Raw genomic sequence first — 18,767 nt, forward strand, 5'->3', positions numbered from 1 at the left:
TGCAACGGGCCACGACGGGCGTGGTCACACCGACCCGACCACGTCCTCGTCGGTCGGTCCCTGACCGTCGAACTCGGCCACGAGCGCATCCAACCGCTCCGGGTCGTCGACGCCCGGGAGCCTCCGGTCCGCAGTCCGGCAGTCTGCATCGACGCCGAGGCCGTCACAGACGAGGTCGGCCGTCGCCTCGGCCATCTGCCGGTAGGTGGTCAGTTTACCGCCGACGATGCTCGCCATGTTGTCGACGCCGTCGTCGGCGTGGTCGAGCAGGAAGAAGCCACGCGAGATGCCGCGGCCGCCGCGCTCGTCCTCGTCTGGGGCGTACAACGGTCGGATGCCCCACCAGGTTCGGACCTCGGGGGCGTCTGCAACTGGCGGCAGCATCGCCGCACACTCTTCGATGCTCTCCTCGATTTCCCACTGCTCCGTCTCGTACTCGTCCGGGTCGCGGACGGGGACGCTCGTCGTTCCGAGGACAGCCTCGCGCTCGTGTGGGACGACGATGTCGCCGTCGTCGGGGTCCCGGCAGCGGTTGAGTACCGGCCCGAGGTCGTCGTACTCGACGGAGACCATCACGCCCCGCGTCGGTTGCATCTCGACGTCGAGGCCGGCCATCGCGGCGAACCGGCCCGCCCAGGCACCGGTCGCGTTGACGACGTAGTCGGCCTCGATGGTATCGCCGACCGCCCCGCCGACCCGCACGCCGGTTACCTGCCCGTCCGCCACGAGCACGTCTTCAACGGGCGCGTGTGGGTGAATGTCCGCGCCGTGTTCGCGGGCGTCTGCGGCGTTCGCGGCGACGAGCCGGGACGGGTAGATGACGGCGTCCGGGACTTCGAACGCGCGCTCGACCTCCGCGGCGAGGTCGGGCACCCGCTCTTGGGCTGCATCGCTGTCCAGCGTCTCTACGGGGATGCCGATATCCTCACAGGCCGCCCGCTTGGCCTCGAAGTAGTCGGGGTCGTCCTCGGCGAGCTGGACGAACAGGCCCCCGGTGTCACGGATGCAGGCCCCGGCGATGTCCTTGAGTATCCGGTTTTCGGTGATGCACTCCTCGGCACCGACCCGGTCTGCCTCGGCGTAGCGGGCACCGCTGTGCAGCAGTCCGTGCGAGCGTCCGGAGGTACCGCTTGTCAGCCCGTCACGCTCGACAAGCGTCACGTCGATGCCACGGAGTGCGAGGTCACGAGCGACGCCAGCGCCGGTCGCGCCACCACCGACGACGAGGACATCCGTCTCAATTGCCATGTGTCTGGTTAGGGTAGACGACGTAAGATTCCTCCGATACCGGGGGTTTCGACAACTGTGCGTCCAGTTTCATCGCCGGGAAACTGACCGGGGTCGGTGGACACGAACCCGGTAAAGTGCTACCGATCGAACGGGTGAGACACGGTTCCAGTAGCCGTCGTCGTCGGCTGTGTGACCGCGTAAATGGTGGCCGCTCCGTCTCTGCGTTGCTTACTGCACTTCTCTCCTCAGCAAGAACGCGACTCTCGATCAGATATCCTGTCCGGTCGGTCTAATCAGGAGTTCGTTCACGTCCACGCGGGCGGGCTGGCTCGTCGCGTACACGATGCCGCGAGCGATATCGTCGGGATGGAGCATCGGGAGGTCCATCTCCGCGAACCGCTCAAGCACCTGCTCGTCCGGAACGTGTGTCGCGAGTTCCGTATCGACCGCACCCGGTTCGATAACCGTCGTCCGGATGCCCTGTGTCGTCACTTCCTGCCGGACTGCCTCGGTGAACGCGTTCACCCCGAACTTTGTCGCGTTGTAGCCGCTCGAATCGGCCGAGGCTCGGCGTCCCGCGACGGAGGAGACGTTGACGACGTGGCCGCTCTCCTGCTCTTGCATGACCGGAAGCACTGCGTGGGTGAGGTTCATCAGTCCGAGCAGGTTCACCTCGACCATCTGCCGGAGGTTCGAGCGATCTGCCCGCTCCAGCGGTTCGAGGAGCATCACGCCGGCGTTGTTGACGAGGATGTCGATACGACCGTACTCGTCGGTCGTCGCGTCGACCAGCGACTCGATGTCGTCCTCGTCGGTCACGTCGGTCGGCACAACCAGTGCATCCCCGCCAGCCGATTCGATCCGGTCCGCCAGAGCCTCCAGCTCGTCAGCGCGGCGGGCCGCCAGCGCTACGCTCGCGCCCGCGTCGGCCAGTGCCTCCGCAGTCGCCTCACCGATTCCCGATGACGCGCCGGTTACAATCGCCACGTCGCCTGCAAGCCGCTGTGCGTCCTGGTCGTCTGCCGCAGATTCGTCTGACATCGCTGTGCAGTAGGTGCGACAGCCACGAGCGTCCTTTGCTTACTGATAAGCCCATTTATATACTTGCCGCGATAGCGCAGTCGAACAAGCTGGCGGCTACTGTGCGAGCGCGTTCCGGAACTGGTCGGGGCCGACTGTCGAACTGATGAGTTGTTTTTCGGCTCGACGCAAGAGGTCAGAGGCCGCGGCGGCCGACACGTCGAGTTTGTCGGCGAGTTCCGCTGTCGAGCACCGACGCGGTGAGTCGTAGTACCCCGAGGAGAGGGCGACGGACATCGCCCGATACTGCCTGTCCGTGAGGCCGAACTGGTCGCGTTCCCCGGGGTTCTCGGGGTCCGAAGCGATGTGCAGTAGTTCGAGCGGGATGTCGTTGACCGCACAGCGGTCCCGTAGCGCACTGAACGCGTCGTAGTCGGAGAACACCTTCTGTTCCCGTATCCCGTCGCCGGTCACCGTCGCATCCATCGCAACGCCCTCGAACTCCTCCGGGTCGTGTGACGCGATGAGATCCGGTGCGTTGTCGACGACCACCTTGTAGAACCAACCATCGGCCGTCTGCCCGATATCCGCCGCGTCGGTGATCTGTGGCCGCGCGTCGAGTTCTCGCTCGAAGGCGTCGCTGGAGCCAGCGTCGACGCTAACTGTAAGCAGCAGTCGTCCGTCTTCGAGGCCGACGGCGTTCGAAATCGAGAGTTCGCCGCTCGGAATCGAGTCTGCCACACCGACCAGCGGAAGCGTCTCGTCTGCGAGGAGGATTTCAGCAACGATGGCCATAGCGTGCCATCGGAGTCGACGTATATAGTCGCCAGCATCACGATTACAGGCGCACTGACAGCCCCGCTCCGGTTCGCAGCCGCTCAGTCAGAACTGGACGCTGTCTCACCACTCAGCAATCGCTGTAGCTGTTCGATTAACGAGCGGCTTGCGGGCTGCCCACGATACACCCGCACGGAATCGAAGCCCGCGTACCCGTGGTTCCCGGATTCGTCCCGCTCCCAGTACAGCCATGCTGTCTCCTCCCCACCATCGAAGCCCATCTCATCGACTGGGAACGTGAGAACGAGCGACGCCTGGCTGTCCTCAGCATCGTCGTCCGGTTCCCTGATCTCGCCATCCTCGACGGGGCGCGCCCCCTCGCCGTCTTCCAGCGCGAGACGCGAGCCGAACCGATAGCGGACGGCCCGCTCCGTGGGGTCGAAGGTCTCGCTGTCCCCGTCGCTGTTGACGAACTCTGACTGCTCGACTGCGACGGTGATGGTGTCGTGTTCCGACAGGTCGATGAAGTTCTCCGCGTTCTCGGGCTGGACGTCGACCGTGATCTCGACCGGGAAGTGGGCCGCCGCGACGCCGCTCAGGCGCGGAACCGCGGCCGCGGTCACTGCTGTGCCAAGTGTTCCTTTGAGGAGCCGTCGTCGTGTGGTAGTTGCCGATTTTGTGCTATCGTTGCTCGTCGCTGACTCCTTTCCTTTCATCCAAGTGAACTGAGCCGCTGGCACAGTTATGATAATTCTGGTGCATATCTCGAAACACCGAGTTATGGGAGAGAGCGGACCCGGAAGCGGGATCATATCTCCTAATTAGTGGTTTTTGATGTTATCAGACACCCCTATTGTGCTCGTATGCCTCTATGCTGACAGAGTGTTTTCATGGTCTGTACTCCAACTCACATTCTCCATATAGGGAGATTATATTTTAATTAAATTCCGCAAAACTAAGTCTACAACTTTAAGTACAATAGCTAGTTTAAAACTGCGTATGACCGCACAGGCTGGCACGGAGACCGCACCGGTGGTTCCCGCACCGACGCCACCGGACGCCGCCGACGCCTGGTACGCGCCGGACGTTCGTGAGCAAGACGAGGTGTATCCGGGCGTCGTCGTGACCGTCCGACGGGAACGCAGCGGGTTCCGGTACGATGTCCGTGATCCGGTACTTTCAGCGGCAGAGGCTGACGCACTGTCGACTGTCGAATCACACTTCGCAGGTGCGAACATCGAGCGACCACGGACGCGTGAGGGGGCCGTCGAGCGGATGAACGGGGGGTTCGACGCGAAACACCGACGGGTCATCGACCGACTGATCGACGCGTCGCCGGCGAGCCGTCGTCGAATCGAGTACCACGCGCTCTCGTCGCTGGCGTGCTTCGACGACCTGACCCCGTACGCACTGGACTCCCGAATCGACGTTGCTGACGTGACCAACGACGGCGTCGTCGTCCATACCGACGATTACGCCCCGGCCGAGACCGACCTTGGCCCGGACCCGGCGTATCTGAACCGCTTCGCGAGCGAGCGTGTCGAGCGCCACACCGTCCGGTTCCAGGGCTTCGAGATTCCGGTCGTCGTCTACCGCGAGCATCTCCTCGGTGCCGACCCGTTCACGACGAAGTACGCGGTCCGAGAGCCGGACCTGCTCCCCGGCGACGAGCAGCTCATCGAGGTGTGCAAGGAGCGCGTCTGGGAGACCGGCGTCGACGGCGTCGTCCAGGACCGTGTCGAGTTCGTACGGGAGCGTGCTCGCTCGCTCCTGGCCCGGCAGTTGACCGTCCGCAACACGACCGAATGGGTCGACGCCGTCCGCTACCGGCTCCGGTCGGCGCTGGCCGAACTCGACCTGGCCGTGCCACCGGTCGACCATCGGTTCGCCGACGACCGCCTCGACGACCTGCTGTACTACGTGCTTCGTGATCTCGTCGGCTACGGTAAGCTCACTGTCCCGATCCGGGACCACACGCTGGAAGACATCGAGGCGAACCGCGTCGACGAGCGCGTGAAGGTCCTCCCACGCGCCGATCTCGGCCACGACGGCCGGGTACCGACCAATCTCGCTTTCGACTCCGAGGCGGCCTTCGTCAACGTCGTCACGCAACTGGCCGCCGACGACGGCGTCGAACTCAACGCCTCGAACCCGAGCGCGAAGGTCAACATCGACCCGGACGGGGACGCCCTCCACGACGCCGACGACACCATCCGCTGTGCAGTTGCCTTACCGACTATCAGCGAAGGCGGTCCACACATCTCCATCCGCAAACAGTCGAGCGACGCGATGACGCCGGTCGACTTAGTCCAGCGGAACTCACTGCCGACGGAACTCGTCGCGCTACTGTGGCTCCTGTACGAGTCTCATGGCGTGGTCCTCTTTTCGGGACCCACGGGAGCCGGCAAAACGACCCTTATGAACGCGCATATGCCGTTTATCCCGTATCGGGACCGTCCCATCAGTATCGACGAAGGGTCGCGTGAGGTTCGGATTCCACACGAGACCGGCGTCTCGCTCACCACGAGAGACCACGAGCGGGACCACCGCCGCGTGACGATGGCCGACCTGATGACACAGTGCAATTACCTGAACCCCGATGTCGAGGTCATCGCGGAGATCAACACGGCCGCGTCGTTCGAAACCTTCGCTGAAACGCTCAACACCGGCCACGGCGTCATCGGGACGACCCACGCCGACGATATCGAGTCGCTGGTCAACCGCGTCATCGAGAAGGGCTTGCCGACCTACCTGCTCGAAGAGATCGACCTGGTCGTGTTCCCCCGCCACGTCGGCGGAGAGCGCTACGTCGGCGAAGTGGTCGAGTTCGTCGACGACCCATCGATGGTCGAGAGCGGAACCGACCGGAGCGGGACGATACACAAGGACGGGACGACCATCCACTGGAACAGCGTCTGCTGGCGGCGACCGGACGGAAGCTTCGAACTCGCCTACGACCACCCGCAGTTCGGCGACGAGCAGCGGCGGGTCGACACCGGCATTCTCGACCGACTTTCGGACCTCCGGGACGAACCAGTGTCGGCCGTCGAGGACGCGTTCCACCGCCGCCATCGCTACGTGCAGTATCTCGTCCAGGAGGGGCTGACCGACTTCGACGACCTGTTCGGCGTCCTGGCCGACTTAGAGACGAACGAGGCAGCGACCGTCGAGCGACTGCGGCGACAGGCCGGGACGCCCGACGACCCGCAACTGGAGGTCAGTACGGGTGACGACTGAGGGCGGCGGGACACTTGGCTTGCTCGACCGGGGCCTGTACGCTCTGTTCGCCCACCACGCCGAGGACGACCGGCACGCGAGCACCCGCGACCGCTACCGGGCCGCCTATCCGAGCGCCGGCTTCGGCGTCTACGTCGCCAGAGTGTACGGGCTGTCGTGGCTGGCGCTCGTTGTGGGTGTCGTCGGAACCGCGACGACAGCGATGCTCGTGCCGCCGGGGACCTTCGACTCGTTCGTCGCGGTGCTCCAGCAGAGCCTCCCGGTCATCAATCGGCTGGCGCTGCCGGAAGTCCCTCGACTTCTCGTGGCCACCGGCATCGGAACCGTCGCTGGACTCGCGCTCAAGCGGGGCGTGTTCGTCGCCGGGAACCGATATCTCTCGTGGGTCGCGAGCGCCCGGAGCGCCGACATCGCGGCCACGCTCCCCGGCGCAGTCCGATACCTCAGAGTGCTCGCCTCCGGAACCCACGACCGGCGCGAGATGCTCCGCGCCGTTGCCGAACAGGACGCATACGGCGAGACGGCGGTCGCCTTCCGGCGCGCGCTCAATCAGGGCATTCTCACCGGCAGTCTCGACACCGGTATCGAGCGGGTCGCAAGCGAAACCCCTTCACGGGACCTGCTTGCACCGTTTCTGCTGAAGTTCCGCGAACACGCGAACCAGAGCGCCGAGGCGCTTGAGGGGTACCTGGAGATGGAGGGCCGCTTACTCTCCCACGAGCAGAGCCGGCAGCACGAACGGGCGACCGGCTATCTCGAACTGCTTGCGGAGCTATTCGTCGTGTTGCTGGTGTTGCCGGCGCTCGTGGTTCTCATCGTCACTGTGATGGGCATTCTTGCGCCCGGCCTCTCCGAACCAGTTCCCACGCCGCTCGGCGAGACGACTGTCCGTGCCATCGTCGTCTACGGCAGTGCGGCGTTCGTGCTGGCCGCCGGCTTGCTGGCGGCCTTCGTCGTGGCTACGCTCCGGCCACGCAACACGGCCGCCCCGAGTTACAGCCTGCCGGACGGCCCCGTTGCGATACTCACAACCATCCCCTCGAATCCCGCGAGCGCACTCCTCGCCTGCGTCCCGCTGGGAGCCGTGGTCGCTGCTGGCCTCTGGTCGCTGGGCTACCGTCCGGTCAACGTTGCACTCCTCTCGTATGCCACCGTTGGCGTCCCCGTCGGTGTGGTAACGGTCCGCCGGGCCAGAGCGGACGACGCGAAAGACCGAGAGATTCAGGACTTCGTTCACGCCGTCGCCGGCCACGTCGCGCTGGGCCGTCCGTTTCCCGAGGCAGTCCGGCGTGTCGCCGACGACGTGGAGCTCGGTGCGCTCGCCAGTGACGTCCAGTCGCTCGCGTTCACGCTCTCACTCGGTGACAGTCCCGGCGACTCCGCGGCCGACCGCCGGGCCGCGGCGCTTGACCAGTTCGTCGACCGTGTCGGCACGCCGATGGCCGAACAGACCATCGGGCTGGTCGTCGGCGCGCTGGATACGGGGAGCGATGCGGAGGACGTCTTCGAGACGCTCCAGACAGAGATAGGACAACTCTACCATCTGCGGAAATCCATCCGTTCGGCCCTGCTGGTCTACGTTGCGGTCGGCTGGACGACAGCACTGCTCGTTATCGGTATCACCGTCGCCGTCAACGTCTACGTCCTCGATAGCTTCGCACAACTGTCGGCAGTTTCGGGCGGCGCGAACATCGCGTTCGATCCGACTGCAATCAAACCCGCACGGGAGCAACATCGGTTCTACGTCGTCACGCAAGCGACGATGCTGGCCTGTGGCTGGTTCGCCGGCACGGCGAGTCGCGGGGCCTACGAAGCGCTGTTGCACTCTTCTGGACTGGTACTCATCGCCTACGTCGTCTTCGCGGGGGCTGGTCTGATTTGAGGTTCGACACTGACGCCCAGTCACACGTCGTCGGCGTGGTGTTGCTGCTGGGGCTGACCGTCGTCGCGCTCGGTGGACTGACGGCTGTCGTCGGAACCGTCGTCGACGGCCACACTGCGACTGCCGACGAGACCCGCGTCGCCAACACGTTCGAGACGGCGTTCCGGCCGGTCGAGCAGACGGGCCAGCAGACCGCTCGCGTCCGGTTCACGGAGGGGCGGCTGACGACGGTAGAGCGAGAACTCCGAGTCCTCAATGATTCCGGAGTTCAGCGGACGGTCCCCATCGACGCGATAGTGTACGACTCCGGCGACAACCGCGTTCGCTTTCTCGGCGGAAGCGTCGTGCGCGGCACGCAGGGTAACGCCTGGCTCGAATCGGACCCGCCGGTGACGGCGACGCGGGACGACACGGCGGTCATCGTCGGCGCACCGCTCGTCAACGCCAGCGGCGGCACGGTGTCCGGGGCCGGCGGTGTGTCTGCGGGCATTCGCCAGAACGTCAGCCACGAACGCGAACGGCTCCCGGCCGACAACTATAGCGTGGCTATCGAGACGGAGACGCCCCGTCCGTTCACCGAGTACTTCCAGCGTGTCGGTGCAACCACGCGAGTCAGGGATATCGACGGCGACGGCGTTCAGAGCGTCGTGGCGACGTTCCCGGGCCGCCGGACGCTGTATCTAGTTCGCCACGATATGCGGACGGAGGTGGGGCATGGATAATCGCGCGCTCAGCACCGTCGTCGAGAAACTGCTGAGCATGGGGCTCGTGCTGTTGTACATCGGACTAGTGACGACCACGCTGTACGGCGGCACTGTCCCAGCGTACCAATCCGCCGTCGGGGCGGAACTCGGCGACCGGACGCTCGCCGAAGCGACGGCCCGCGTCGAGCAGGCTATCCCGCCGGATGCTCGGACTGCCTCGGCAACTGTTCGGGTATCGCTGCCGGAGACCATCGACGGAGCAGGATACAGCATCCGGACTGACGGGGATGCTCTCGTCCTCGACCACCCTGATCCCGAAATCGGTGGCCGAACACAGCCATTGTTGCCCGACAGAGTCGATACCTTCGAAGGCGAGTGGCAGAGCGGCAGTCCGACCGTCGTCGCTGTCTCCGGAACGCGGGGGAGCGTGACGGTGACACTGGAGGCTGAGCGATGACCGCGCCGAACCGTCGCTGTGCCCATTCTACTCGCGCACAGACGTCGCTACCAGCGCTGGGCATCGCGCTCGTGCTGTTGACTGTCGTCACCGGACTGGGGGTCGCGATGGCTGACACCGCGATTGCCGGCGCGGACCGGACTCCTGACGAGCGTCGGGTCGCCGCCGCTATCGCTGACCGGCTCGTCGCGACGGACGGTCCACTGGCCGCCCGGAGCAACGTCCTCAACAAATCTCGGGTGGACGACTTCGACCAGTCGGCGTTGGAGGAGAGCGCACCGCCGGCCGGTGAGTACGCGGTCAGCGTCGAGTTGGCTGACGAGGAGATCGCACGTAGCGGCACGGTTCACAGCGGGACACGAATCAGCCGACTCGTCGTAGTCGAGTCTCGGGAGCAACGCACCCTCACGCCCGACCTCACGACGACCGACGCAGTGATGCTCCCCCGTCGGAGCGCGCAGGCCACTGTAACCATCGACCCGCCGGCCGGCACGACCGTCTGGACGGTCCGCGCTAACGACCGGGTCGTCCTGCATAACCGAAGCGGGCTGGACGGCAGCTATGAGGTCCCACTGGTCCCTTACGAGACGACGGAACTGCGCTTCCAGCGCGCCGGCCGACTCGAACCCGGGAACGTGACCGTAGCGTACGACGCCCCGCAGTCGACGAAGGAAACCCTGGTGGTGACCGTCGATGCGTAGAGCCCAGCTGCCGCTGTCGCTCGTGGAAGTTGCCCTCGGGACAGTACTGATTCTCGGCGTCGCGCTCGGGTTTGCCCTGGGGACACCAGCGCCGGACCGGCAGGGGCCACAGCTCGACGCCTACGCCTCCGATACGGCGGCGCTGCTGGCTAACGACCCGCCGCGACACAGCGGAGCGACGCGACTGCAGGAGATCGTGTCGAGTCCGACGGCGTTCGACCGCGAACGGGACGCGCTTTCGAACCGGGTCGCCCGTATCCTGCCCGACAACGTCCTCTTCCGGGTCGAAACACCGCACGGAGCGGTCGGAACACCGACGCCACAGGGCGTCAGCACTGGGACCGCAACTGTACCGACAGGACACGGGAGTGTCCAAATCATCGTGTGGTACGCATGACCCGGCGCGGACAGCTAGTCCTCGTTGCGGCCACCGTTGTGGCTGTGGCACTTGTCCCGATTCTCTTTGCGTCCCTGCAACTGGGCTATCACGACGACGTTCGGGCGACGGCCGACTACGACGACGATCCCTCGGCTGACGCGCTTCGGGTCCTTGAGCGAGCCGTCGCGACAGAGAGCACGTCCATCCCGAGCCAGTACGCTTGGGCCGCGAACGATTCGGCAGTGACGGCCGTTCGGACGGGGTTGCAGCCTCGGCTCGACCGACTCCAGACCTCCCGAATCGAAGACGGTGTCCACTACAATATAACCTACAACGGTACTGCAACACGGCAGTGGAAAGACGTGAACTGTCCGTCCGGGCCGGACCGCCAGTTCGGGGACTGCGTCGCCGATCGCGGCGTCGTTGCTCAGGACCGGGTAGGCCGCACGCACGTTCTCGCCGTCGGCTTCGACGTGACGACGACAACCGAACGCGGCGAAACCACCGTCACCGTGGTTCTAGCGACCAGCGGTCAGTCCTCGCGGTGAGCGTCCGAACAAAAACGGCACTACTCGCGGAAAATCAGTAGACAGTCCGTAGTGCCCGTTACTCGGATGCTCCCGGCGTCTCGGTTCGAGCCTGGGATCGGATCTGTTCGAACGTCGCCTGTGAGAGGATCCCGGTGACACTCTCGATTGAAAGGGTATCGATGAGGCCGGCTGGTGGACCGGTGACCAGCAGCGCACCTGCTTCGGAAATAGAATCGTCGACAGTGAGACCGAGGTCAGACGTCGCGCGCTCCTCGAACGAGGTGATTGCGTCTTCGGCAAGGTTCTCCTGTGCGGTACGGTATTCGGCCTGTGCCTCGCTCTGTGTGAGATTCCCTGCCTGGAGTTCGGATTGGATCTCCTGCTGTCGTTCCCGCAACTGTGTCTGGTCCGGTTCGACCACGACCGTCACCGTCGCGGAGTCCGCGTCCGCGCTCTGGCTCTGTGGCCCTGTACCCGTGTTCGCTCCGTCTCCGTCGCCACCCTGGAGGGCGTTACAGCCGGCGAGCGACACTGTCGCGCTCGCTCCGGCGAGTTCGATGAATCGACGGCGTGTGGACTCGAATTCCATTATCGACTAGCGCGGGTCCCGCGGTGTAACCCTTCTGGTAGCCGGTCGTGGTTCTCCAGTCCCCCTCTCGAACACTGTGGCTTCGAGAGACGAAAGACAGTGGTGCCTGTGGTCCAATGCTGAACCAATAGCGCGTATGCCGGGACTGGAATCGGACGAGACGCTGGACGCGCCACGGCAAGACGCGATTCCGACGCTTGAGAGCGATGCGTCCGGCACGGTTGTCTGGCATCGCGAACACCTTCGGATTCGCGATCAGGCCGCGGTAGCGAGGGCCGCAGCGTCCGAGTACGTGCTTCCGCTGTTCGTGTTCGACCCGGCGTTCTACGGTGCGGACGGCCTCGCCTGTGACAGCCGTATCCGGTTCCTGCACGACTGTCTGGCCGACCTCTCAGACCAGTACCACACCGCGACTGGTCGCGGGCTCACTTACGCCCACGGGGACCCGGTGGACGTGCTGGGGCGGTTCCGCGAGGCCGGCTGGGACATCGTGACGATGGCCGTTCCGACAGGACGCTACGGTCGGGAGCGAGACCGGCGCGTCCGGGAACAGTGTGACGTGACATTCGTCGACGGCGACGGGCTGGTTCGGGACCGAGCGGAGACCCGCGACAGGTGGCAGGACGACGTGTCGGCGTGGTTCTCCGCCGACCAGTACGATTGGGACCCGAGCACGGTCACCTCACGGAGCTTCGATACCGGCATCGACATCAGCACAATCGAGGACCACTACGGCGTCACGCCGTCGAAATCCGACGTGCCCCGCGGCGGGACCGGGCCAGCGCGCGAACGGCTGTCGGCGTTCGTCGAGCGGATCGACGACTATCCGGGGAACATCTCCGCGCCGACGGACGCGCGAGACGGGACCAGCGGGCTCTCGCCGTATCTCGCGTTCGGTTGTCTCTCCGTGCGGCAAGTCATCCAGTACATCGAGGCCCACGCCCCCGACAGCCGCGGGAAAGAGATGTTCGTCTCGCGGCTGTTCTGGAACAAGCACTACGAACAGAAACTCGAAGACTGGCCCGGCTGGCTCGATGCGGCGGTGAACCCGGTGTTCGAGGGGTTCAACGCGGCGCAGTACGACCCCGAGCTGGTGGAAGCATGGAAGTACGGACGGACCGGGTTTCCGATGGTCGACGCGTCGATGCGGTGTCTCAAAGAGACCGGCTGGCTCAACTTCCGGATGCGGGCGATGTGTGCCTCGGTCTACTATCACCTGCTCCAGCAGCCCTGGCGGATCGGCGCGGACTGGTTCTCCCATCACCTCATTGACGCCTCGGCGGCGATCAACTACACACAGTGGCAGTCCCAGTGCGGCCTGATCGGCAAGCCGACGCTCCGGCTGTACAACCCCCGAAAGCAGGTCCGCGATCAGGACCCGGACGGCGAGTTCATCCGTCGGTGGGTGCCCGAACTCGATTCGCTCCCCGACGAGTACCTCGACCGGCCCGAGGGGACGCCGGTCCACGTACAGGCATCCTGTGGCGTCAGCATTGGCGAAGACTACCCGCACCCGGTCGTCGACTACGACGCGGCTAGACAGGCGTTTCGCAGGCGTTACGAGGACGTCAGCGCCGACGCGGCCGACGCCCTGCGGGACCCCGCCATCGCGCGCCACGCCTCCTTCTCCGGCGGCCGCGAAGCCGCTGCACGTATCGCCGCGGAACACGGGACGGATGCGTCGAACGGCGCGGAAGACGGCGGGACCCAAAGCACCCTCGGCTCGTTCGGCGACGAGTAGCTCCACAATTCGTTCAGTGTTGCCAAACGCCAAAGAGGCTAAGACGGTCGCGCACACAGACGTATCCAATGGCGGAGGGTCCGGACGACACCGTTTTCGAGGACTGCCAGTTCCTTACTGGGTCACCACAGCGGTTCGCGGTGCTGGCCCAGATCCGGGAGCGTCCGGCGCGGCCGACCGATCTGTGCGATGCGGTGGACGCGACTCGCACCACGATCCAGCGGATACTCGCGGGCTTCTCCGAGCGGCAGTGGGTCGTCAAACGGGACGGCGAGTACCGGCTCACGGTGACTGGACATCGGGTGTTGGACCAGTACTCGGCACTCATGAGCGAGGTCGAACGGGCTCGGGTGGTCGGTCCGCTGGCCGCCCACCTGGGTTCCATCGCAGCGGACCTCCCGGCGGAGCTGTTAGACCCCGATTGTCTCACGACGAGTTCCGAACAGAACCCGCTGGCCGCGATTGATCGGTTCACGGACTGGCTGCACGAGGTCGACGGCGACGTTCGGGCCATCTCGCCGATCGTGACGTCGGTGTTCAACGATGTCGCGGTGGACCTGCTCGAAACGGGGACGCATATCGAGTTCATCATCGACCACAGCGTCCTCGAACGGTCAGCGTCGGACTTCGCAGACGCGCTGGATCGAGGTGTCGAACACGAGAACATCGATACGTACGTCCACGATACTCCGCTTGATATTGGCCTCGCGCTGGACCGCTCGCGGGTCTGTCTGGCGGCCTACGACGACCGGAACAACGTCCGGGCGATAGCCGAATCCGACGCCACAGCGGTGTATAGCTGGGCTGAGACGGTGTTCGACCGATACAGAGCGCGGTCACAGCCGCTTGAATCGGTCCTGTCGGTGCAAGAAAACAAGCAATAATCCAGTCGCTCACGGATGGAATCCGGTGTGGAAGGGCCGAAGGGAGCACTGGTCGGCGCGCCAGCACTCACTGGAGGGCGGGATGGCGTATCCCCGGAGCATGGTATAGCCGGTGGGGGCCTATACTTATTCGCTGTAACTGTTTCGGGACACAAAACATGTTACAGGGGCTGTAACAGCTTAGAACGTTCATGCTATTCTGATCCGACGTCCGGATCGTTTTGCGACAACAACGGGCTGTGTTTCTATACTTTCACCCAGAATGAAATAATAGCCGACAGTATAAGTATGTGGCAATCGTTGACAGAAGTATGTCTCCGCCTGGACGGGAGATTCAGTACACTGAATCGGACGTTATCGAGGTGTTCAGACACCGAAACGATTACGCGGAGCCACTCACGGCGTCGGAGGTGGCGGACAGACTCGGCTGTTCGCGACGGACTGCACTGAACAAACTCCACGACCTCGAATCAGAGACAGATATCACGAGCAAGAAAGTCGGGGGCCGGTCGCGGGTGTGGTGGATCCCCGTGCGAGCGGATTGATGCGGATGTGCCGTCACGACGATTCGTTTTCGGAGTGAAACCGAGGGCGTGTCGCGACGTACACACTGAGGGCTCCGAGCAGGACTCCAAAGACTACGTCGGTCGCCCAGTGGATACCAAGCACCATCGTCGAGAGGACGACGCTGCCGGCCAGGCACGTTGCGACCGGGAGCCAGCGCGGATATTCGGCCCGGAGGCGGTAGGCCATGAGTGCGACTGTCACCGACAGCGACGTGTGCAGCGACGGGAAGACGTTCGTGTTGGCGTTGACCTGGCTCGTCACTAGCTGAAAGCGGGGTATCGTGTCGTACAGGAGCGGTTCGACCGTATCCGGCGCGAAGTTCCGCGGGCCGTACGCGACGAACAGCACGTAACAGAGCAGGCCGATGACGTAGTTGACCGTGTAGGCAAACGCGGTCTCCTTGAGATAGCGTGTGTTTGCCAACAGCAGCGTCAGCACCAGCGGAAACACCAGCAGGAACGCGTAGCCGTACACGTACACGAACCCCAGATACAGTGTGAACCACGCCGGTGCGAGCGACTGGAGCGAGGCGACGAACGACCCTTCGATGGCGTAGATCGTCTTCGTGATGTTGCTGCCGATGAGCCAGGACAGCCCGACGCCGAAATCACGGACGACGCTGTTGGCGGCCAGCACAGCCCCGAGTAAGAGCAGTGGACGGGCCGCCTGACGGAGCCGCGTCCGTAGCGCCGGCAGTTCCGACCGAATGCGGTCCGGGCCGACGATACCGGCGACACCGACGGCAAGCAACAGCGAGACGACGACAGCGACCTCGGAGAAGACAGAGACGACGTTCATACGCTACGATTGGAGGAGCGTACCCGTGTCGTACCGATAGCCGGCCTCCCGGAACGCCGACCGGACCTGCTCCGTGTCCAGTTCGCCGTCGGACCCGAGAAACGGAGTGACTGTGCCACCTGGCCCCCACTGCAACGTCTCCGGCACCTGTCCTGTCCCTGCGAGCGGACTGACAGCCGGTGTCGCGTAGCCGTCGAACACGGTGTCGACGAGATACTGGCGGTCGACGAGGTGGGACAGGAGGTTCCGGAACCGCGAGTTCGACAGCGGCGCGGACCGGACGTTGAACCCCAGAAAGTAAAACGAGTCGCCTTGGTCCAGCAACAGCGTGAGGTCGTCGGCCCGCCCGATAGTCCGAACGAGGTCCGAACCGACGCCGACAGCGGTCGCATCGGCGTCGCCGCTCTCGACGAGTTCGACGGCAGTGGAATCCGAGCCGACGAACCCGACCTCGACCGCGTCAAAGGGCGGGTCGAGCGCGCTCGCTGCGACGCTGTCCGCGGGATCAATCGTCGTTCTGAAGTGGTCCTCGAACAGGGTCAGCCGCAGCGACTCGCGGTCGCTCGCGGTGTCGAACTGGAGCGGGCCGCTCCCGACCGGAGGGATGGCATCAGTCACGAGCGCTTCCGTCGTCGCGGCACCGATGCCGACCCCGCCGATGTCGGCCTCGCTCGCCCGCTCGCGCCAGACGTGTTCGGCCAACAGCGGCGCGGTGAGTGCCCGCTCCGCGACTGCACGACTGCAGTCCGTACAGGTGAGTTCGACCGTCCGCTCGTCGATGGCGGTAGCCGCGGTCACCACTGTGGCGCGGCCGCGGTACCGCGTCGGCGGCACCGCCTGCTCGAAGGTCCCGAGCGAGGTGTCGGCCACCATCCGGTAGGTGAACGCCACGTCCGCCGCGGTCAGTGCCTCGCCGTCGTGCCACTGGAGGTCGTCACGCAGTGTGACTCGCAGTACTGGCCCGTCGGGCCGGGACGTGTCCCACTCCCAGTCGACCCCCGCCCAGGGGATTAGCCCACCCTGATACTGTCGCGCGAGCGAGTCGTACACGAGGCTCGTAATCCGGCCACGCCGACGGAACGGGGCCATCAACGGATTGAGGTTCCGCGTGACGCGGCTATCCGTCGTCACGAGTCTGAGCGTCGTCGCCTCCGGGTCAGCCCGGTCGAGGGTTAACAGCCGTAACGGTGACTTCCCGAACGCGCCGGTCCACCCGCTGAAGCGTGTCGTGTTCGCCGCGCGGATGCTGTCCGGCGTGCCGATGACGAGAAACGGGCAGGCGTTCGCCAGTTGCTTCTGGAGCGACGCCAGCGTCTCGGCTCGGCGGTCGTCGGACTGGCGGCGCTGTGCCGTCAGCAGTTCGTCGACTTCGAGATCGGCGAACCCGAAGGGGTTCTGCCAGCCGCGCTCGGCGGCAAACGACGAGTGGACCAGCGAGTACAACGAGTCCGCCGTGATCTGTCGGTAGGGGTAGCGGGCGACGAACGCGTCGAACTCGTGGTTGAGGAGGGTCTGGCGGTACAGTTCCGTCGCAGTCACCGGCTGAACGGTGGTGTCGACACCGGCGGTATCGAACCACGTCTCCAGCTGGCGTGCGATGTGCATCGCACCGGGGTCCTCGTCCGCCGGGCGCGTCTTGATCGAGAGCGAGACGGCGGGGGATTCTTTGTTTCCTGCGAGCGTCCGCAGCCGCTGCATACAGCCGCTCGTCGCCGCCAGCCCGGCCGCTGCGCTCCCCAGTACTGCTCGTCTGGAGGTGGTCCGCGACAACCGGCTGGCTCCGCACATATATTTATGGGTCAACACGTCCTCCTATATAACACTCTGTACTTCCGACGGCTCCCGGGTGCTGCTGTCACGGGATAAAACCCCACGCAAGCGGTGCCGCCAATGCACTCAGAACTCCCACTGCTGAGCGCGTTCGCGGGCCTCCGAACGTGCTTGGTCCTTGATGGCCTCGATTTTCTCCGCATCGTCGAGGAACGCTTCGACGGCACTCTGTTCGGCGGGTCCGTCCTCGGCTGCTGCCGCGTCGCCGTCGCCCATCGCTGATAGCCGCTCGTCGGGGGCCGCCCGTCGCGTACTGTCGGCCAGTGCCGGGTCGCCGCCCAGCCGTTCGGCGGGCATCCCGGGCGGGACTCGGAGGTCGGCTGCTTCGTGTGCCGATTCGAGGTCGGCGTTGTCGAGTGCGTACAGCGAGACGTGGTACGGCCCGGGGACGGCGAGGTCCGCGAGCGCCGGCGGCCCACCGCGGTCCGTGCCGGTGTGATAGACCAGCACGGGGACGCCGTCAGTGAACGTGATGACGCCCCGCCCCTCGCCGTCGAGCAGGAGCGTCTCCTGGGACTCGAAGACGGCGTAGCCGGTCAGTTCGCGGTCGAGCACGTCGGCGAGCGTGTCCCGCGGGTCCGTGACGACGCGGGACTTGTCGAGTCGGCCGCGGGGCAACTTCATAGTGACTCGGGGATGACGGCGCTCTGGAACCGGTCGGCGGCGTCGGCGGCCGCCCCATCCCGCACGGTGAGCGATTCGGCGGCCGCTCGGTAGGCCGTCGCCGCCTCGCATTCGGGAGCGTGGGCAAGCAGCGGCCGGCCAGCACGCCGTGCCTCACGGGCCCGCTCGCTTTCGGGGACCGCGGCCAGCGTCGGCCCGTCGAAGTACCGCTCGGTCTTCTCCGAGACCTGTTCGATGGACTCGGACTCGCGGACTTTGTTGAACAGGAGGCCCGCTACGTCCGTGTCGTAGGTCGTCGCGTACTCCTGGACCTTCAGCCCGTCCGAGATGGCTGGAATCGTCGGCTGGAGGACGACGACAATGCGGTCTGCCAGCACGATCGGAAGGACGGCGGTCCGGCTGTCGAGCGCCGGCGGCGAGTCCAGCAGGATGACATCCGTGTCTTCTGCGAGCGTCGCAACCACGTCCCGGAGCCGGTCCGGGTCGGCGTCCCTGAACCCGTCGAGGCTCGTGCCACAGGGAACGACAGTCAGCCCGAACCGGTCGTACGCTGCCGCCTCGACGGGCGCGTCGTCGGCCAGCACGTCGTGCAGCGTCGTCTCGGCGTCGGAGAGGCCGGCGTGAAAGAGGAGGTTCGCCATGCCCGTGTCGGCGTCGACCACCGTCACGTCGTAGCGGTCGGCCAGCGCCATCCCGAGGGCGACGGTGCTCGTCGTCTTGCCAGTCCCGCCCTTCCCACTGGCGACCGCGAACACTTCGACCATTGGAGAATATTGCGAGCTAGGTGTATATAAATTTCCGGAATTTGAAGGAGTAT

19 protein-coding genes are annotated in these 18,767 nt (G+C 65.2%); 10 read left to right on the top strand and 9 right to left on the bottom strand.

The window, feature by feature from the left end; all coding sequences use genetic code 11:
- Positions 1 to 24 precede the first annotated feature (24 nt).
- From C442_RS04465 to C442_RS04480, 4 genes are all read right to left on the bottom strand, one after another.
- The gene (locus tag C442_RS04465) at positions 25 to 1,248 is read right to left on the bottom strand and encodes an FAD-dependent oxidoreductase (RefSeq protein WP_008308171.1); all 1,224 of its coding nucleotides are present in this window, start codon (positions 1,246 to 1,248) and stop codon (positions 25 to 27) included.
- 249 nt (positions 1,249 to 1,497) lie between these two features.
- Complete coding sequence (locus C442_RS04470) at positions 1,498 to 2,271, bottom strand: SDR family oxidoreductase (protein WP_008308172.1); 774 nt, start codon at positions 2,269 to 2,271, stop codon at positions 1,498 to 1,500.
- Between the two features lie 96 nt (positions 2,272 to 2,367).
- Positions 2,368 to 3,045, bottom strand: a complete 678-nt coding sequence (locus tag C442_RS04475) for a helix-turn-helix domain-containing protein (protein ID WP_008308173.1) — start codon at positions 3,043 to 3,045, stop codon at positions 2,368 to 2,370.
- Between the two features lie 83 nt (positions 3,046 to 3,128).
- Positions 3,129 to 3,650, bottom strand: coding sequence for a hypothetical protein (locus tag C442_RS04480; protein WP_008308176.1), 522 nt, complete (start codon positions 3,648 to 3,650; stop codon positions 3,129 to 3,131).
- Between the two features lie 376 nt (positions 3,651 to 4,026).
- Here C442_RS04480 and C442_RS04485 point away from each other — a divergent pair, with 376 nt between their 5' ends.
- From C442_RS04485 to C442_RS04515, 7 genes are read left to right on the top strand one after another with little or no spacing between them, the layout of a single operon-like run.
- On the top strand, positions 4,027 to 6,264 hold the full coding sequence (locus tag C442_RS04485; RefSeq protein ID WP_008308178.1) for a type II/IV secretion system ATPase subunit: 2,238 nt from the start codon (positions 4,027 to 4,029) through the stop codon (positions 6,262 to 6,264).
- A complete protein-coding gene (locus tag C442_RS04490; RefSeq protein WP_008308180.1) occupies positions 6,254 to 8,146 on the top strand; it encodes a type II secretion system F family protein in 1,893 nt (630 codons plus the stop codon). Before C442_RS04485 ends, C442_RS04490 begins: the two co-directional genes overlap by 11 nt.
- Positions 8,143 to 8,868, top strand: coding sequence for a DUF7289 family protein (locus C442_RS04495; protein WP_008308182.1), 726 nt, complete (start codon positions 8,143 to 8,145; stop codon positions 8,866 to 8,868). The genes C442_RS04490 and C442_RS04495 overlap by 4 nt, the downstream gene beginning before the upstream one ends.
- Positions 8,861 to 9,307, top strand: a complete 447-nt coding sequence (locus C442_RS04500) for a DUF7266 family protein (RefSeq protein ID WP_008308184.1) — start codon at positions 8,861 to 8,863, stop codon at positions 9,305 to 9,307. The genes C442_RS04495 and C442_RS04500 overlap by 8 nt, the downstream gene beginning before the upstream one ends.
- Positions 9,304 to 10,008, top strand: a complete 705-nt coding sequence (locus C442_RS04505; RefSeq protein WP_008308185.1) for a DUF7263 family protein — start codon at positions 9,304 to 9,306, stop codon at positions 10,006 to 10,008. The genes C442_RS04500 and C442_RS04505 overlap by 4 nt, the downstream gene beginning before the upstream one ends.
- The gene (locus tag C442_RS04510) at positions 10,001 to 10,405 is read left to right on the top strand and encodes a DUF7262 family protein (RefSeq protein WP_008308187.1); all 405 of its coding nucleotides are present in this window, start codon (positions 10,001 to 10,003) and stop codon (positions 10,403 to 10,405) included. The genes C442_RS04505 and C442_RS04510 overlap by 8 nt, the downstream gene beginning before the upstream one ends.
- Complete coding sequence (locus C442_RS04515; protein ID WP_008308188.1) at positions 10,402 to 10,935, top strand: DUF7261 family protein; 534 nt, start codon at positions 10,402 to 10,404, stop codon at positions 10,933 to 10,935. Before C442_RS04510 ends, C442_RS04515 begins: the two co-directional genes overlap by 4 nt.
- A 58-nt stretch (positions 10,936 to 10,993) precedes the next feature.
- Here the strand turns inward: C442_RS04515 and C442_RS04520 are convergent, their stop codons facing one another.
- Positions 10,994 to 11,506, bottom strand: a complete 513-nt coding sequence (locus C442_RS04520) for a hypothetical protein (protein ID WP_008308189.1) — start codon at positions 11,504 to 11,506, stop codon at positions 10,994 to 10,996.
- Between the two features lie 136 nt (positions 11,507 to 11,642).
- Here C442_RS04520 and C442_RS04525 point away from each other — a divergent pair, with 136 nt between their 5' ends.
- The 3 genes from C442_RS04525 to C442_RS04535 all read left to right on the top strand — a co-directional run bounded on the left by C442_RS04525 (position 11,643) and on the right by C442_RS04535 (position 14,676).
- Positions 11,643 to 13,247, top strand: a complete 1,605-nt coding sequence (locus C442_RS04525; RefSeq protein WP_008308190.1) for an FAD-binding domain-containing protein — start codon at positions 11,643 to 11,645, stop codon at positions 13,245 to 13,247.
- 68 nt (positions 13,248 to 13,315) lie between these two features.
- The gene (locus C442_RS04530) at positions 13,316 to 14,131 is read left to right on the top strand and encodes a helix-turn-helix transcriptional regulator (RefSeq protein WP_008308191.1); all 816 of its coding nucleotides are present in this window, start codon (positions 13,316 to 13,318) and stop codon (positions 14,129 to 14,131) included.
- A 311-nt stretch (positions 14,132 to 14,442) separates the two neighbouring features.
- Positions 14,443 to 14,676, top strand: coding sequence for an HTH domain-containing protein (locus C442_RS04535; RefSeq protein ID WP_008308192.1), 234 nt, complete (start codon positions 14,443 to 14,445; stop codon positions 14,674 to 14,676).
- A gap of 13 nt (positions 14,677 to 14,689) precedes the next feature.
- Here the strand turns inward: C442_RS04535 and C442_RS04540 are convergent, their stop codons facing one another.
- From C442_RS04540 to C442_RS04555, 4 genes are all read right to left on the bottom strand, one after another.
- Positions 14,690 to 15,496, bottom strand: coding sequence for a phosphatase PAP2 family protein (locus C442_RS04540; RefSeq protein ID WP_008308193.1), 807 nt, complete (start codon positions 15,494 to 15,496; stop codon positions 14,690 to 14,692).
- A 3-nt stretch (positions 15,497 to 15,499) separates the two neighbouring features.
- Positions 15,500 to 17,284: an ABC transporter substrate-binding protein gene (locus tag C442_RS04545; RefSeq protein WP_152418433.1), complete on the bottom strand. Its 1,785-nt coding sequence runs from the start codon at positions 17,282 to 17,284 to the stop codon at positions 15,500 to 15,502.
- Between the two features lie 108 nt (positions 17,285 to 17,392).
- Positions 17,393 to 17,950: a hypothetical protein gene (locus C442_RS04550; protein WP_008308197.1), complete on the bottom strand. Its 558-nt coding sequence runs from the start codon at positions 17,948 to 17,950 to the stop codon at positions 17,393 to 17,395.
- Entirely contained in the window at positions 17,947 to 18,714 is a 768-nt protein-coding gene (locus tag C442_RS04555) for a nucleotide-binding protein (RefSeq protein WP_008308199.1), read from the bottom strand. Before C442_RS04555 ends, C442_RS04550 begins: the two co-directional genes overlap by 4 nt.
- Positions 18,715 to 18,767 lie beyond the last annotated feature (53 nt).

The sequence above is a fragment of the Haloarcula amylolytica JCM 13557 genome (assembly GCF_000336615.1).
GTDB lineage: Archaea > Halobacteriota > Halobacteria > Halobacteriales > Haloarculaceae > Haloarcula > Haloarcula amylolytica.

Excerpts from the sequence above, each read along its gene's own strand:
- C442_RS04465 (WP_008308171.1), bottom strand. The coding sequence starts at position 1,248 with ATGGCAATTGAGACGGATGTCCTCGTCGTCGGTGGTGGCGCGACCGGC.
- C442_RS04470 (WP_008308172.1), bottom strand. The coding sequence starts at position 2,271 with ATGTCAGACGAATCTGCGGCAGACGACCAGGACGCACAGCGGCTTGCA.
- C442_RS04475 (WP_008308173.1), bottom strand. The coding sequence starts at position 3,045 with ATGGCCATCGTTGCTGAAATCCTCCTCGCAGACGAGACGCTTCCGCTG.
- C442_RS04485 (WP_008308178.1), top strand. The coding sequence starts at position 4,027 with ATGACCGCACAGGCTGGCACGGAGACCGCACCGGTGGTTCCCGCACCG.
- C442_RS04500 (WP_008308184.1), top strand. The coding sequence starts at position 8,861 with ATGGATAATCGCGCGCTCAGCACCGTCGTCGAGAAACTGCTGAGCATG.
- C442_RS04505 (WP_008308185.1), top strand. The coding sequence starts at position 9,304 with ATGACCGCGCCGAACCGTCGCTGTGCCCATTCTACTCGCGCACAGACG.
- C442_RS04510 (WP_008308187.1), top strand. The coding sequence starts at position 10,001 with ATGCGTAGAGCCCAGCTGCCGCTGTCGCTCGTGGAAGTTGCCCTCGGG.
- C442_RS04515 (WP_008308188.1), top strand. The coding sequence starts at position 10,402 with ATGACCCGGCGCGGACAGCTAGTCCTCGTTGCGGCCACCGTTGTGGCT.
- C442_RS04520 (WP_008308189.1), bottom strand. The coding sequence starts at position 11,506 with ATGGAATTCGAGTCCACACGCCGTCGATTCATCGAACTCGCCGGAGCG.
- C442_RS04525 (WP_008308190.1), top strand. The coding sequence starts at position 11,643 with ATGCCGGGACTGGAATCGGACGAGACGCTGGACGCGCCACGGCAAGAC.
- C442_RS04530 (WP_008308191.1), top strand. The coding sequence starts at position 13,316 with ATGGCGGAGGGTCCGGACGACACCGTTTTCGAGGACTGCCAGTTCCTT.
- C442_RS04535 (WP_008308192.1), top strand. The coding sequence starts at position 14,443 with ATGTCTCCGCCTGGACGGGAGATTCAGTACACTGAATCGGACGTTATC.
- C442_RS04540 (WP_008308193.1), bottom strand. The coding sequence starts at position 15,496 with ATGAACGTCGTCTCTGTCTTCTCCGAGGTCGCTGTCGTCGTCTCGCTG.
- C442_RS04545 (WP_152418433.1), bottom strand. The coding sequence starts at position 17,284 with ATGTGCGGAGCCAGCCGGTTGTCGCGGACCACCTCCAGACGAGCAGTA.
- C442_RS04550 (WP_008308197.1), bottom strand. The coding sequence starts at position 17,950 with ATGAAGTTGCCCCGCGGCCGACTCGACAAGTCCCGCGTCGTCACGGAC.
- C442_RS04555 (WP_008308199.1), bottom strand. The coding sequence starts at position 18,714 with ATGGTCGAAGTGTTCGCGGTCGCCAGTGGGAAGGGCGGGACTGGCAAG.